We start from the raw sequence: 12,729 nt of genomic DNA, 5'->3' as shown, positions 1-12,729 counted from the left end.
TAATGACCCAATATTCCGACAACCGCGTGCAGGACCAGCAGCCCGGGCTGGAGCACGAGATGTCCCCCGCGCCCGAATTCACCCCGCGCTATCCCGGCTCGGGGCGGCTTTCCGGCAAGGTGGCGATCATCACCGGGGGCGATTCCGGCATCGGGCGCGCCAGCGCCGTGCTGTTCGCCCGCGAGGGCGCGGACGTGGCCATCCTTTACAAGTCCGAAGATCGCGACGCCGACACGACCCTTGAGGCGGTCCGCGCCGAAGGCCGCGAGGGGTTGGCGATCAAGGGCGATGTCGGCCAGCGCGCCGTCTGCGTCGATGCGGTGCGGCAGGTGATCGACCGGTTCGGGCGGCTGGACGTGCTGGTGAACAACGCCGCCGAACAGCACGCGCAGGAGCATTTCGAGGATGTGAGCGAAGAGCAGATCGAGGCGACCTTCCGCACCAACATCTTCGGCCAGATGTTCATGGTGCAGGCAGCCCTGCCGCATCTGAAACAGGGCGCGTCGATCATCGGCATCACCTCTGTCACCGCCTATCGCGGGCAGGATCTGCTGATCGACTATTCCGCCACCAAGGGCGCGATCCTGTCCTTCATCCGCGCGCTCGCCTCCAAGCTGGCGGACCGGGGCATCCGGGTCAATGGCGTGGCGCCAGGGCCGATCTGGACGCCGCTGATCCCGGCCTCCTTCCCGCCCGACAAGGTGGAGAGCTTTGGTCAGGGCACCAAGCTTGGCCGCCCCGGCCAGCCCAACGAGGTGGCGCCTTCGGTGCTGTTTCTGGCCTGCGAGGATGGATCCTACATGACCGGCCACGTGCTGCATCCCGATGGCGGCGCGTCCGTGGCGGACTGACCCACGCGGGGGGGGGGCGGGTGGTCTCAGACCACCTGCACCCCGACCCAGACCGCAGCCCCGATCACCGCCAGCGCCAGCAGCGCCAGCAGCCCGTCGCGCACCAGCAGCGTCATTGCCAGCAGCACCACGGCGGCGCCAAGGATCGACGAGGTGAAGGGCACCAGTTCCAGCACCGGCATGGCGATGCCGCACAGCACGCAGGCAAGATGCAGCAGCCGGTCCATGGGCGGCCTGACCAGAACGCTCAGCCGCTTGCCGGTATGCGCGTCCAGCCAGTCCGCCGGTTTGCGCAGGCTGTCCGCCGCCTTGCGCAGCCTGTCCGAGGGCACGCGGCGCTTCATGATCCAGCGCGGCAGCCACAGGTGGCGCCGCCCCAGCAGCATCTGCCCGGCGATCAGCGCGATCAGGATGCCGCAGGTGCTGGAAAACAGCGGCACCCCCGACAGCGGCGTGACCACCGCCAGCGCGGGAACCAGCAGCACCGGCACGAAAGAGGCATGGCCCAAGCCTTCGACCACGTCATTCAGCGAGGTTTCCTCTTTGTTGGCGGCATCGTGCAGGCGGTCGACCACACCCCGCAGGGTGGTGGGGCTGTCGGGGGACTGGCGGTTCGGATCGGTCATAACGGCTCCGTCATGCGGGGGAGGGCTCTGTCCTGAACCAACCGGGACGGGTCCTGTTCCCGCGCGCAGCGGTGGGATTCCACAGCGGATCCGGAAAAAGATCGCTCCCCGCCGAGGCCCGAGTGATCCGCTGCCGCCGGACCTGCGTAATAGTTGGGCTTGCGCACTAAAGACGGACCATGCCGCCATGACAAACCCTCATCTGACCAAGCCCGCCCCCGACGTTCTGGACGTCGAGCTGAACCGCCAGCTTGAGGCGATCGCAAAAGAAGACGTGCCCGACCGCCTGCTGGACCTTGCCCGGCAGCTGCAGGTTCATCTGCGCAAACCCGCCGGCCAAGACTGACCCATCCCGCCCGCGCGGCGCGGCACAGACTGCCGAAAAGCCGCAGCGGCACAGAAAATCTGTCGGTTTTGCGCATTTCCTGAAATTGTGCTGGAACAAAGGCCGCACACTCCTGTTTGCCCCGCTCGTCTTCAAGTTGAACGGGGGTGACAGATGATCGAATTATGGAGGTCAGCCCGACCTTTCTGCCTGACGGGGCCCTGCCGCGCGGCTGCGGAAATCCGCCGGGGTCCGTCAGCGGACAGAACCTGCGCGGGGGTGGCGGTTTCCCGCCGCATTAGCGCCGCACTGCCATGGCACACAGGTGCCGCAGCCGCTTACCCGCTGAGGACGTTGCGACAAATGATCTTGGCGGCCAGTCCCGCCCGTCACCGTGGCGCGGGCATTGTTGCCGGTTCCGCAACGGCATCCCCCGGCGGGGTGGGGCTGTTGCCTTGACCCGGTGGTGCACGGACCTACGATCCTGCCACAAGCGACATCGTTATCGCCCCAGACCCGTATCCTGTTGCCCGCACCTCTCCCTCCGGGGTCAGTCGCGGCAGGTGGGATCAACCGTCCCTTTGCCCCTCCTCCGTCGCGCCGCGCGGGCCGGAGCGGGTCCGGTTCCTGCCTGCACCGTCTCTGCCCCCGCAAGGAGTGAACACTGGAGCTGATATGTCTACCCAGACTGACCAAACCTTGTTTTCCGAGGATGTCATCAGCTACATCCCGGCCCTGCGTGCCTATGCGTGGACGCTTACCCGCCGCCATCAGGATGTTGATGATCTGGTTCAGGAAACCCTGACCAAGGCCATCGCCAATGTGCACCGGTTCCGCCCCGGCACCAATCTGCGCGCGTGGCTCATGACCATCATGCGCAACACGTTCTACAACGAGATCGTCAAGACCAAGCGCGAACGCCCCGGCGGCGAGGACTGCGTGTCCGGCACCGCCTCGGTCCCCAGCACGCAGGAATGGGCGCTGCGGGGCAGCGAACTGATGAGCGCGATCTCGCGCCTGCCCGGCCATTACCGCGAGACGCTGATCCTCGTGGTGATGCTGGGAGAAAGCTACGAGACCGCCGCCGACATCTGTGGCGTGGCCATCGGCACCATCAAGAGCCGGGTGAACCGGGCTCGCGTCATGGTGATCGAAGAACTGGGCGAAAAGGTGCCGGAGCGGCTTTAGCCGCTCCGCTCCGCGTCTCTGAGCAGGGCCTGCAGCCGCAGGGCGAGCTCCAGCAGCGGGGCGGGGACCGGCCTCTGCCGCAGGCCCTGAAGGTGCAGGGCCATCAACTGATCCTGGCTCGGGCCTGTGCGGGGCGTTTTGCGGGGCTCGGTCATGCGCTGTTCCTTTCGGGTAACGGCGGGGAGCGTGGGCAGCGCCGGGGCCGGTCAGCAAGCCCGCGGCAGATGGCACGCAGGTCTGGGAACATCGGAGCGGCGGATTTGTTTCCGGTTCATCCAGACAAGGAGCTGTCCAATGCCATCCGTTCTGTCTTTCCGCAACCTTTCCCTGCTGACCGGCCTTCTGGCCCTGACCGCGCTTCCCGCCCTCGCGCAGCCGACCCCCGCCCTGTCGCTTGCTTCCAGCGAGGCGGACGGCACCCATCTTGTCGGGCCGGACGGTCGCCCGGTCTATGCCATGCTCACCAAGGGCAGCGGCGGCGATGACGAGGATCCGCTCGCCTCCTGCGGGGCCAGCTGCCTGCAGGACTGGCCGCTGCTGGTGACCGAGGGCGAGCCCAGCTTCGGCGAGGGCATCGAGGCCGCGCTGGTGGACACGAAGCCATGGCGCGGCGTCAACGTGCTGACCTATGCCGACCAGCCCCTGTTCCAGTTCCACCGCGATATCTTGGGCGAGGCTCCCGAAGGGCAGGGCATCTTCAGCTATGGCGGCTGGTGGGCGCTGGTGCGCCCCGATGGCAGTCTGGTCCGCTCGTCCACCATGCCGGAACACGGCGACGCGGACGAGATGATCGAAGGATGACATCATGACCGATGCTCAGGACACCCCCGACGATCCCAAACTGCGCCGCGTTCGGTCGGATCTGGCCGAACCCAGCCGCCCCGAGGGATATTACGGCGTGCGCCAGCCCATCCTGCCCGATCCGCCGGTCTATCCCCCGCGCGATCAGCCCACCGATGCGGATCTGCACGAGGCGATTTCCGCGGCCCTTGCGGCAGAGGGGCGGCTTGCAGGCTGCCGGATCGGCGTAGTGCTGCGTCAGGGGGTGGTGACGCTGACCGGACAGGTGCCGCGGGAATTCCAGCGCACGCTGTCCTGCGCGGTCACCGAAACCGTGGCCGGGGTGCTGACGGTCGAGAACCAGCTGGTCGTGACGGGCTGACCCTGCCCGCCGCCCCGGCCCCCCGCGCCTGCGGGCGCTTCAGAAAAAGATGGGAGATTTTCCATGTCCGCTCCGGACACCAATACCAAAAAGCAGACCAAACGCCACTGGGGCCCGCTTCTGGGCATCCTGCTGGTGGTGTGTTTCGGCGTCGGCATCATCCTTTACTGGGTGGGCGAAGAGGTCGCCACGGCCCCCGAGGATGAGAGCCCCGCCACCGAAAGCCCGACCGCGACGGAAACTCAGGACGGCGACGTGAACGTGCCCGACTCCGCCCCGGTCGAAGAGGTGGAGCCGATCGATCCGCCCGCCAACCCGGATAACTGACCGACAGACCCGCAAGACAGGACAGGGCGGCGCGCGGCGTCGCCCTGTCTGCTGTGCGCACTCCGGTGGGCGCCGTGACACCGCCCGGCCCGGCCCGGGTTCAGCCGCCGAAGCCCATGCCGCGCGATCCGCCGGTGCTGCCGAACCCCCCGCGCGAGGCGGCGGTGGTGCGGGTCATCGGCGGCTTGCCCACGGTGGTGGCGGGGCGGGCAAAGATGCCGCTGCCCATCTTGGCGCGGCCGGTATTGCTGGAAAAGGCCGCGCCATTGGCATTGGTGAAGCGCCCGTCGGCAGAGCGATACATCGGCTGCGCGCCCATCCCGCGCCCGCCCAGCATGTTGCCCAGCAGGTAGCCCGCCAGCAGCGGCATGAAGATGCCGCCCGACCCGCCGCTGGTCGCCTGAGCCTCGCTGCCGCAGGCGCCTTCGCCATGCTGTTCCTCGCAGACCTGCAGGCTGTCATACCGCGGGGCCGTTTCCACATGCAGCTCCTCCGCCTCGGCGAAGGCGGTGTTGCAGTCCTCCACCGAAAACAGCCCGCCCGTGGTCGACGCCTCGCGGCAGCTTTCCAGATCGGGAAAGGCCTGCGCATCCACCTGTTCCTCGCGGCAGCCCGCCAGCGCAAAGGAGGCGGCGCCGACAATGGCAAGGGCCACGGTTCTGGAACGTTTTCTCATGTCTCTCCTCCTCAGTCGCGGATGAAATGCGGCTTGAACCGCGACAGGTTCTGCGTGATGCGCCCGCGATCCTCGCGGATGCCGATGCCCGCGCAGGCCTGCCCCACCATCCATGCGCCGATCACCGGGTGAAACCCGTCAAAGGCGGTCAGTGGCGTATAGGCCTGCACGATGCGCGGATGCTGGCCATAGCCCGCCTCGGGGCTGGTTTCGGTCGGCGCGCCGTTTTCCACGATGGATATGGCGGCGCCTTCGCGGGAAAACAATGGCTTGATGACATGGCCCCGGCGCAGCACCTCTTCGGCGCGGTCCAGCGCCGGGCTGCCCGCCTGCATCTCCGCCTCGAAAAACGCAGGCAGCAGGTTGGGATGGCCTTCGAACATCTGCCACAGCACCGGCAGCAGCCCCTTGTTGGACAGCACCGCCTTCCATGCCGGTTCCAGCATCAGACAGCCCGACCCCGCGATGTGCCGGGCATAGTCGTCGCGCAGCAGATCCTCCCACGGATAAAGCTTGAACAGGATGCCGATGACCCGGTCCTGATCGTCGATGAACTGCCCGTCGGGGCTCAGCCCCAGCTTGTCCAGATCGGTGTAATGCGCGCCCAGATCGGCCTCGCGCGCGGCCCAGCCCATGGCCTCCACCGTGCCGTAATCCTCGGGATTGCCCGCGATGGCGGTGAAATGCAGATCGGTGCCGGGGGCGAAGGTCGCGGCGAAATGCGCCACCAGCGCCTCGTGGATGCCGTTGAACTGGTCGTCACCGTCGCGCAGCACGCCCGCCGCCAGCTGATCCTCCAGCCACCCCCACTGGAAGGAGGCGCTTTCGTAAAGCGAGGTGGGGGTGTCGGCGTTGTATTCCAGCATCTTGGCCGGGCCGGTGCCGTCATAGGCCAGATCGAAGCGGCCATAGATCTCGGGCTCCTGCCGGTCCCAGCTGCCCGCGACCAGATCGTGAAACTCCGCCGGGATGCCGAGTTTTTCCAGCAGTTCCTCGCTGGCGCAGATCGCGGCGGCGGCCTCGCGGCACATGCCGTGCAGTTCGGTGGCCGGATCCTCCAGATCCTCCTCGATCTCGCGCAGGCTGAACTGATAGGCCGAGCTTTCGTCCCAATAGGGTTCGCCGTACATGTCGGCGAAGGTGAAGCCCAGTTCCTTGGCCTTGTCGCGCCAGTCGGGACGTTCGGAAAGCGGGATTTTCCGCATCTGCACCTCGGTTGTCTGTGTCTGCCCCTGCTGTGACAGAAAACCGGACGGGGTGCGAGCGTTTCAGGCAGGGAAACGGCGGCGCGGGCCAAAGGGTCGCGCCGCCGCGGCAGGGGTCAGGTGCGCGCCGACAGCAGCTCGCGCAGCTGGCTGGGGAACAGCTGCAGCACCAGCGTTTCGGTCTTGGCGGCGCCGTCATGGGCCACATAGACGCGCAGGTCGATGGGGTCGTCCTGATCCAGCGGCAGGTCGGAAAAATCCACGTCGAAGATCGCGCGCCATGCGTCTTCGCCCACCACGGGATAGGCCGCCTCGTTCGAGATCACCCCGCGCGAGGTGGTGACCATGGTGCTGGTCAGCGGCCCGCGCGTCAGCCCGTCAAAGCCGGTGGAGTCAAGATCGCAGACCACCTTGACCGTGTCGGCGGGGCGGGGCTGTCCGGGAATGCCGCCCTTGCCAAGCCGCACGGCGCGGAACCGGGCATGCTCTGGCTTGACCGGGCCATCTTCCAGCCAGCTCAGCGTGTAGTTCAGCTGGTATTCGCTGCCTGCCATCGCGTGATCGGCGGGGGTCCAGAAGGCCACGATATTGTCGAAGGTCTCGTCATCGGTGGGCAGCTCGATCAGCGTCACCGCCCCCATGCCCCAGTCCTCGCGCGGTTCCACCCATGCCGAGGCGCGGCGGTCATAGAACACGCCGTCATCCTGATACTGGTCGAAATCGCGCTCGCGCTGCATCAGGCCAAAGCCGCGCGGGCTGGGGGTGGCAAAGCTGTTGGCCATGATCCGCGGCGGGTTGTTGAGCGGACGCCAGATCCGTTCGCCATTGCCCAGATGAATCTCCAGCCCGTCGCTGTCATGCACTTCGGGGCGCCAGTCGGCGGCGACATGGCGGTTGTGCTTGCCGAACCAGTACATGGAGGTGAGCGGCGCCAGACCCAGCCGCGAGACATCGCCGCGCAGGAAGATGTCCGCCGACACGTCCTGAATCACGCCATTGTCGCGGCGCGACACGATGCGATAGGCGCCCGTGGCACGCGGGCTTTCCAGCAGCGCGCAGGTGGTCACGCTGCCATCGCCATGCTGTTCCAGCCAGAACCGGGTGAAGCGCGGAAACTCTTCGGGGCCGTCGGGGATCGCGGTGTCCAGCGCGAGCCCGCGCACCGACAGGCCGAACTGCCCGGAATAGCCCGCCGTCCGCCAGTAAGAGGCGCCCAGAAACGCCATCCAGTCCGACCGCTGCGCCGGATCCTGCACGGAGAACCCGGCAAAGCCTTCGGTCTTGCTCAGCCGCTGCGCGGGGCTATCTTCGGGGATGCTGAACAGGTCGCGCGAAAACGGCACCTCGCGCGCCATGCCCTCCTCGACCGCGTAGATATGCACCGGCTCGGGGAAATAGCGCCCGGGGAAAAAGAACTGCACCGGGTTGTCGGTCTGGGTCTCGCCCCAGAGCGCGCGGTCGCGGCGGAAGCGGATGGCGCCATGGGCGTCATAATCGATCTGCTGCAGCGTTTCCGCGTCCGGCATCGCCATGGGCGTGAACGGTTCCCGCGACAGGCTGCGGGCGATGTCGCGCAGCCGGTCAAAGGAAAACGGCTCGGCAGGCCCCAGCGGGATGCCGGAGGCCACCGCCTCTGACTGGGCGCGGGCCATCTCGGGCAGCAGGAAGAACGCGCCAGCGCCAAGGGCGCTGGCCAGAAAGGCGCGGCGGGTATGCGTGTCGGCAGACATGCGGATCTCCGGTGACATTGCACTCTGCGCCTTCTTGTTCCAGCCGCGCCATATCGCAACGGGAATCGCAGCGGCAGGCGAGCGCTCGCTTAAAAATTTTCGTGGTATGGCAAAGCCTCGCCTGTTGCCGCGCACAGTCAGGCATTGGCGGCGCGGAGCCGCTGCAAATTTGCGCAGATGTTACATCCGGTCCGGTCGGGGGTGCCCTGCGGTCGCCGCGGGTGAGTCGCGGCCTAGAGCACGCGGCGCAGTCCCGCCTGGACCTTGCGCAGCCGGGGCAGATACAGATCCGCCAGCAGATCGACGCGGTCCTGGGTGGCGGCCATGCCGGTGTTCAGGGCCGCCACCACCCGGTCGCGCCCGTCGATCAGCGGCACCGCCACCGAGCGCAGGCCCAGCTCCACCTCCTGATCGATCAGCGCATAACCCTGCGCGCGGACCTGATCGATGCGCGCCATGATTTCGTCGGGGTCGCTGGCGGAAAAGGCGGTGCGCGGCGCCAGATCGGAGGCCTCGACCAGCGCGCGGGCCTGATCGCGGGGCAGGGCCGCCAGCAGCACCCGCCCCATGGAGGTGCAGAAGGCGGGCAGCCGCGATCCCGGCATCAGCCCGATGGACATGACCCGTTTCTGCGCGGCGCGGGCGATATACACGATCTCCGTCTCGTCCAGCAGCGCCACCGAACAGCTTTGCCCGATGCCTTCCGACAGCTGGTCCAGCCACGGCTGCACGATCTGCGACAGCGGCAGCGAGGCCAGCGCCGCCATGCCAAGCCGCAGGATCCGGGGTGTCAGCGTGAAGAATTTTCCGTCATACTCGGCATAGCCCTCGCGGTGCAGGGTCAGCAGCACCCGGCGCGCGGTGGCGCGATCCAGCCCCGAGGCGGCGGCGGCCTGCGCGATGGACAGGCGCGGCGTGTCGGGGCCGAAACATTCGATCAGCCGCAGCCCCTTGGCCAGAGAGGCGATGTGATCGGTGGGTTTGTTCAACATGCGCACGAAATTATCCGCTGCGTGAACAAAGATCAACATGCGCACGGAAGGACTCGCCACGGCTTGCCCTGCGGCGCTATGCCGACGGCATGACAGGAGGACATCGATGAACAAGGTCACGTCCACGCCCGCGGAAGCGGTCGCCGACATTCCCGACGGCGCAACCGTCATGATCGGAGGTTTCGGCGGATCCGGCGCCCCGATCGAGCTGATCCATGCGCTGATCGACCGCTTTCGGGCCACCGGCAGCCCCACCAATCTGACGATCATCAACAACAACGCCGGTAACGGCGCCATCGGCATCGCCGCCATGATCAAGGCGGGCATGGTGGCCAAGATGATCTGCTCTTTCCCGCGCTCGTCCAATGCCGATGCGTTCAACAGCCGTTATCTGGCCGGAGAGATCGCGCTGGAACTGGTGCCGCAGGGCACGCTGGCCGAGCGCATCCGCGCGGGTGGCGCCGGGATCCCGGCCTTTTACACGCCGTCTTCCTATGGAACCGAACTGGCCGAGGGCAAGCCGGTGGAGGAATTCGACGGCAAGATGTATGTGCGCGAACGCTGGCTGAAGGCGGATTTTGCGCTGCTGAAGGCGCAGAAGGGCGACCCGCTGGGCAACCTGACCTACCGGATGGCCGCGCGCAACTTCAACCCGCTGATGGCCATGGCCGCCGCCCGCACCATCGCGCAGGTCGCCGATCTGGGCGAGCCGGGCAGCATCGACCCGGCCGAGGTCGTCACCCCCGGCATCTTCATCGACCGCGTGGTCGCGGTGCCGGATCCGCAACAGGAAGAAGTGCTCGTGCGCACGGGAGTGGTCTACTGATGTCGGAATTTTCGCTGATGGACGACAAGCTGAGCAATGCCCAGATCGCGTGGCGCGCCGCGCAGGATCTGGAGGATGGATCCTATGTCAATCTTGGCATCGGCTTTCCCGAGATGATCGCCACTTTCCAGCCCGAGGGGCGCGAGGTGACCTATCACACCGAAAACGGCGTTCTGGGGTTCGGGCAGGCGCCCGAGCCGGGGCAGGAAGACTGGGATCTGATCAACGCCGGCAAAAGGGCGGTGACGCTGAAGCCGGGGGCCGCGTTCTTTCACCATGCCGACAGCTTCGCGATGGTGCGCGGCGGGCATCTGGATCTGGCGGTGCTGGGGGCCTATCAGGTCGCGCAGACCGGCGATCTGGCCAACTGGCGCGTCGGCAGCAAGGGCGTGCCTGCCGTGGGCGGCGCCATGGATCTGGTGCATGGCGCAAAGCGCGTGGCGGTGGTCACCGATCACGTCACCAAGGACGGCCAGCCGAAGCTGGTGGAAAAATGCAGCTTCCCGCTGACCGGGGTGGCCTGCGTCACCCGCGTCTATACCTCGCTGGCGGTGATCGACATCGAAGGCGGACGCTTCGTGCTGCGCGAAAAGCTGCCCCAGCTCAGCCTAGAGGCGCTGCAGGCGGTGACGGGTGCCAAGCTGCATCTGGATGGCCCGGTGGGCGACCTTCTTGTTCCGGAGACCCTGTGATGCGCGACGTTTATATCTGCGACTACATCCGCACCCCGATTGGCCGTTACGGCGGCGCGCTGTCCTCGGTCCGGCCCGATGATCTGGCGGCAATCCCGCTGCGGGCGCTGGCCGAGCGCAATTCCGGTCTGGACCTGGCCGCGATCGAGGAGGTGATCCTTGGCTGCGCCAATCAGGCCGGAGAAGACAACCGCAACGTGGCGCGCATGGCGGCGCTGCTGGCGGGCTATCCCGACACCGTGCCCGGCACCACCATGAACCGGCTCTGCGGGTCGGGAATGGATGCGGTGATCACCGCCGCCCGCGCCATCAAGGCGGGCGAGGCTGATCTGATCGTGGCGGGGGGTGTCGAATCCATGTCCCGCGCGCCGTTCGTGATGCCGAAAGCCACCTCCGCCTTCTCGCGCAGCGCCTCGGTCGAGGATACGACCATCGGCTGGCGCTTCATCAACCCGCTGATGAAGGCGCAGTATGGCGTCGACAGCATGCCCGAGACCGCCGAGAACGTGGCCGAAGATTTCGGCATCTCGCGCGAGGATCAGGATCTGTTCGCGCTGCGGTCCCAGCAGAAGGCGGGCGCCGCCATGGCCTCGGGGCGGCTGGCGCAGGAAATCGTGCCGGTGATGCTGCCGCAGCGGCGCGGCGATCCCAAACGGGTGGAGCAGGACGAACACCCGCGCCCCGACACCACGCTGGAGGCGCTGCAGGGGCTCAAGACCTTCGTCAAGGCCGATGGCACGGTGACGGCGGGCAATGCCTCGGGGGTCAATGACGGTGCGGCCGCACTGGTGCTGGCCTCTGCCGAAGCGGTGAAGCGTCACGGCCTGACCCCGCGCGCCCGTGTGCTGGGCGGCGCGACCGCCGGTGTGGCGCCGCGTATCATGGGCTTTGGTCCCGCGCCCGCGTCGCAGAAGCTGATGGCGCGGCTTGGGCTGGGCATCGACGATTTTGCGGTGATCGAGCTTAACGAGGCTTTTGCCTCGCAGGGGCTGGCCACGCTGCGCGCGCTTGGCGTGGCGGATGACGACGCACGGGTGAACCGCAACGGCGGCGCCATCGCTCTGGGTCATCCCTTGGGCATGTCCGGCGCACGCATCACCGGCTCTGCGATGCTTGATCTCAGATCCGGCGAACGCAGCCTCTCCACCATGTGCATCGGCGTGGGGCAGGGCATCGCGGTGGCGCTTCAGGCGGTGTGACCGCTTTCGGCGGGCGCGGTCAGATCCCGCGCCCGTTCATGCAGCAGCCGCGCCAGAAGATCGGCGGGGCTGTCGGCATCAAAGGTGAACTGCCGCGTCAGCCCCACCGCGCCCGCCATGTAGTCGGAGCGCAGATCCAGCGCCACCAGCGTGCCGCGCTGCAATTCGCGCTCCACCACCCCGCGCGAGATGAACCACAGCAGATCCGACCGTTCCAGCAGGCCAAGCGCCACGGGCAGCGCCACCGTCTCGAAGGCAGGGACCAGCCCCGCCAGCCCCTGTGCCGCCAGATAGCGGTCCACCGTCTGGCGGATGATCGCGCCGGGATTGGGCAGGATCACCGGATGGCGGGCCAGCGCGCGCGGGGCCGGATCCGCCGCCGCCGGATGCCCCGCCCGGCCCACCAGCAGGATCGGTTCGTCATAAAGATAATCGAAGGACAGGCCCGGCATGTCCTCTGGCTGCGGCATCCTTCCCACCATCAGGTCGATCTTTCCCGCGCGCAGCTGCCCGATCAGGTAGCGGTTCGGCCCGGTCACCACGCCGATCCGCGCCTCGGGGCGCTGGCGGGCGAAATCCAGCGCCACCGCCGGGAAGAACCCGCCCGCCACCGTGGGCAGCACCCCCACCTTGACCAGCCCGGCGGGCGGCTGCCCCGACAGCGCCCGCACCCCGGTTTCCAGCCGGCTGAGCGCGGCGAGCGCATGGGCGCGAAAGCCGCTGCCCGCCGGGGTCAGCACCACGCGCCGTCCGCTGCGGTCAAACAGCGCCGTTCCCAGCAGCAGCTCCAGCTCTGCGATGGTCTTGGAGAGGGCGGGCTGCGACACATGCCGCGCCCGCGCGGCGGCCGAGATCGTGCCGTGCTGCGCGACCGCCAGAAACGCCTCCAGATGGCGCAGTTTCATGCCGTTGGGTAAAACCATGGGGTTA

16 protein-coding genes are annotated in these 12,729 nt (G+C 67.5%); 9 read left to right on the top strand and 7 right to left on the bottom strand.

All coding sequences use genetic code 11. From position 1 onward, the window contains the following. The first annotated feature begins 2 nt into the window (after nt 1–2). Nucleotides 3–851, top strand: coding sequence for an SDR family oxidoreductase (locus VK682_RS03925; RefSeq protein ID WP_324781478.1), 849 nt, complete (start codon nt 3–5; stop codon nt 849–851). Nucleotides 852–877: 26 nt separating this feature from the next. Here the strand turns inward: VK682_RS03925 and VK682_RS03920 are convergent, their stop codons facing one another. After that, nucleotides 878–1,477 carry an exopolysaccharide biosynthesis protein gene (locus VK682_RS03920; RefSeq protein ID WP_324781477.1) on the bottom strand — a complete coding sequence of 200 codons (600 nt, stop codon included), beginning with the start codon at nt 1,475–1,477 and terminating at the stop codon, nt 878–880. 187 nt (nt 1,478–1,664) lie between these two features. Between VK682_RS03920 and VK682_RS03915 the strand changes: the two genes are divergently transcribed. Together VK682_RS03915 and VK682_RS03910 are read left to right on the top strand one after the other, a co-directional pair. Then, a complete protein-coding gene (locus tag VK682_RS03915) occupies nt 1,665–1,823 on the top strand; it encodes a hypothetical protein (RefSeq protein ID WP_324781476.1) in 159 nt (52 codons plus the stop codon). A 654-nt stretch (nt 1,824–2,477) separates the two neighbouring features. Next, nucleotides 2,478–2,990: a sigma-70 family RNA polymerase sigma factor gene (locus VK682_RS03910; protein WP_230796130.1), complete on the top strand. Its 513-nt coding sequence runs from the start codon at nt 2,478–2,480 to the stop codon at nt 2,988–2,990. Here VK682_RS03910 and VK682_RS03905 read toward each other — a convergent pair. Beyond that, nucleotides 2,987–3,145, bottom strand: a complete 159-nt coding sequence (locus VK682_RS03905; protein WP_230796131.1) for a hypothetical protein — start codon at nt 3,143–3,145, stop codon at nt 2,987–2,989. The two genes, VK682_RS03910 and VK682_RS03905, sit on opposite strands and share 4 nt — an antisense overlap. Nucleotides 3,146–3,284: 139 nt before the next feature. Between VK682_RS03905 and VK682_RS03900 the strand changes: the two genes are divergently transcribed. From VK682_RS03900 to VK682_RS03890, 3 genes are all read left to right on the top strand, one after another. After that, nucleotides 3,285–3,791: a COG4315 family predicted lipoprotein gene (locus VK682_RS03900; RefSeq protein ID WP_230796132.1), complete on the top strand. Its 507-nt coding sequence runs from the start codon at nt 3,285–3,287 to the stop codon at nt 3,789–3,791. A 4-nt stretch (nt 3,792–3,795) separates the two neighbouring features. Then, the gene (locus tag VK682_RS03895; RefSeq protein WP_230796133.1) at nt 3,796–4,152 is read left to right on the top strand and encodes a BON domain-containing protein; all 357 of its coding nucleotides are present in this window, start codon (nt 3,796–3,798) and stop codon (nt 4,150–4,152) included. 63 nt (nt 4,153–4,215) lie between these two features. Continuing rightward, entirely contained in the window at nt 4,216–4,479 is a 264-nt protein-coding gene (locus tag VK682_RS03890; RefSeq protein WP_089845045.1) for a hypothetical protein, read from the top strand. 100 nt (nt 4,480–4,579) lie between these two features. On the opposite strand, the gene VK682_RS03885 is transcribed toward VK682_RS03890, so the two are convergent. The 4 genes from VK682_RS03885 to VK682_RS03870 form a co-directional block, all read right to left on the bottom strand. Next, the gene (locus VK682_RS03885; protein ID WP_230796134.1) at nt 4,580–5,155 is read right to left on the bottom strand and encodes a DUF1190 domain-containing protein; all 576 of its coding nucleotides are present in this window, start codon (nt 5,153–5,155) and stop codon (nt 4,580–4,582) included. Between the two features lie 11 nt (nt 5,156–5,166). Next, complete coding sequence (locus VK682_RS03880) at nt 5,167–6,360, bottom strand: glutathionylspermidine synthase family protein (RefSeq protein WP_230796135.1); 1,194 nt, start codon at nt 6,358–6,360, stop codon at nt 5,167–5,169. Between the two features lie 116 nt (nt 6,361–6,476). Next, nucleotides 6,477–8,090 carry an OpgD/OpgG family glucan biosynthesis protein gene (locus VK682_RS03875; protein WP_230796137.1) on the bottom strand — a complete coding sequence of 538 codons (1,614 nt, stop codon included), beginning with the start codon at nt 8,088–8,090 and terminating at the stop codon, nt 6,477–6,479. Nucleotides 8,091–8,323: 233 nt separating this feature from the next. Then, the gene (locus VK682_RS03870; protein WP_089845194.1) at nt 8,324–9,082 is read right to left on the bottom strand and encodes an IclR family transcriptional regulator domain-containing protein; all 759 of its coding nucleotides are present in this window, start codon (nt 9,080–9,082) and stop codon (nt 8,324–8,326) included. 106 nt (nt 9,083–9,188) lie between these two features. Between VK682_RS03870 and VK682_RS03865 the strand changes: the two genes are divergently transcribed. Genes VK682_RS03865 through pcaF form a run of 3 tightly spaced genes read left to right on the top strand, consistent with a single transcriptional unit; the run spans nt 9,189 to nt 11,799 of the window. After that, nucleotides 9,189–9,908 carry a 3-oxoacid CoA-transferase subunit A gene (locus VK682_RS03865; protein WP_230796139.1) on the top strand — a complete coding sequence of 240 codons (720 nt, stop codon included), beginning with the start codon at nt 9,189–9,191 and terminating at the stop codon, nt 9,906–9,908. Nucleotides 9,909–9,925: 17 nt separating this feature from the next. Further along, nucleotides 9,926–10,600, top strand: coding sequence for a CoA transferase subunit B (locus tag VK682_RS03860; protein WP_375342679.1), 675 nt, complete (start codon nt 9,926–9,928; stop codon nt 10,598–10,600). Beyond that, nucleotides 10,600–11,799: a 3-oxoadipyl-CoA thiolase gene (gene pcaF, locus VK682_RS03855; RefSeq protein ID WP_324781475.1), complete on the top strand. Its 1,200-nt coding sequence runs from the start codon at nt 10,600–10,602 to the stop codon at nt 11,797–11,799. The genes VK682_RS03860 and pcaF overlap by 1 nt, the downstream gene beginning before the upstream one ends. Here pcaF and VK682_RS03850 read toward each other — a convergent pair. Then, entirely contained in the window at nt 11,787–12,704 is a 918-nt protein-coding gene (locus VK682_RS03850; RefSeq protein WP_230796143.1) for a LysR substrate-binding domain-containing protein, read from the bottom strand. The genes pcaF and VK682_RS03850 overlap by 13 nt on opposite strands. Nucleotides 12,705–12,729: the final 25 nt, after the last annotated feature.

The organism is Salipiger marinus (genome assembly GCF_035481585.1).
GTDB lineage: Bacteria > Pseudomonadota > Alphaproteobacteria > Rhodobacterales > Rhodobacteraceae > Salipiger > Salipiger marinus.
The sequence above is the reverse complement of the archived record's forward strand: the minus strand, read 5'-3'. Positions and strand labels throughout refer to the sequence as shown.

Coding starts and splice junctions, on each gene's coding strand:
- VK682_RS03925 (WP_324781478.1), top strand. CDS start 3: ATGACCCAATATTCCGACAACCGCGTGCAGGACCAGCAGCCCGGGCTG.
- VK682_RS03920 (WP_324781477.1), bottom strand. CDS start 1,477: ATGACCGATCCGAACCGCCAGTCCCCCGACAGCCCCACCACCCTGCGG.
- VK682_RS03915 (WP_324781476.1), top strand. CDS start 1,665: ATGACAAACCCTCATCTGACCAAGCCCGCCCCCGACGTTCTGGACGTC.
- VK682_RS03910 (WP_230796130.1), top strand. CDS start 2,478: ATGTCTACCCAGACTGACCAAACCTTGTTTTCCGAGGATGTCATCAGC.
- VK682_RS03905 (WP_230796131.1), bottom strand. CDS start 3,145: ATGACCGAGCCCCGCAAAACGCCCCGCACAGGCCCGAGCCAGGATCAG.
- VK682_RS03900 (WP_230796132.1), top strand. CDS start 3,285: ATGCCATCCGTTCTGTCTTTCCGCAACCTTTCCCTGCTGACCGGCCTT.
- VK682_RS03895 (WP_230796133.1), top strand. CDS start 3,796: ATGACCGATGCTCAGGACACCCCCGACGATCCCAAACTGCGCCGCGTT.
- VK682_RS03890 (WP_089845045.1), top strand. CDS start 4,216: ATGTCCGCTCCGGACACCAATACCAAAAAGCAGACCAAACGCCACTGG.
- VK682_RS03885 (WP_230796134.1), bottom strand. CDS start 5,155: ATGAGAAAACGTTCCAGAACCGTGGCCCTTGCCATTGTCGGCGCCGCC.
- VK682_RS03880 (WP_230796135.1), bottom strand. CDS start 6,360: ATGCGGAAAATCCCGCTTTCCGAACGTCCCGACTGGCGCGACAAGGCC.
- VK682_RS03875 (WP_230796137.1), bottom strand. CDS start 8,090: ATGTCTGCCGACACGCATACCCGCCGCGCCTTTCTGGCCAGCGCCCTT.
- VK682_RS03870 (WP_089845194.1), bottom strand. CDS start 9,082: ATGTTGAACAAACCCACCGATCACATCGCCTCTCTGGCCAAGGGGCTG.
- VK682_RS03865 (WP_230796139.1), top strand. CDS start 9,189: ATGAACAAGGTCACGTCCACGCCCGCGGAAGCGGTCGCCGACATTCCC.
- VK682_RS03860 (WP_375342679.1), top strand. CDS start 9,926: ATGGACGACAAGCTGAGCAATGCCCAGATCGCGTGGCGCGCCGCGCAG.
- pcaF (WP_324781475.1), top strand. CDS start 10,600: ATGCGCGACGTTTATATCTGCGACTACATCCGCACCCCGATTGGCCGT.
- VK682_RS03850 (WP_230796143.1), bottom strand. CDS start 12,704: ATGAAACTGCGCCATCTGGAGGCGTTTCTGGCGGTCGCGCAGCACGGC.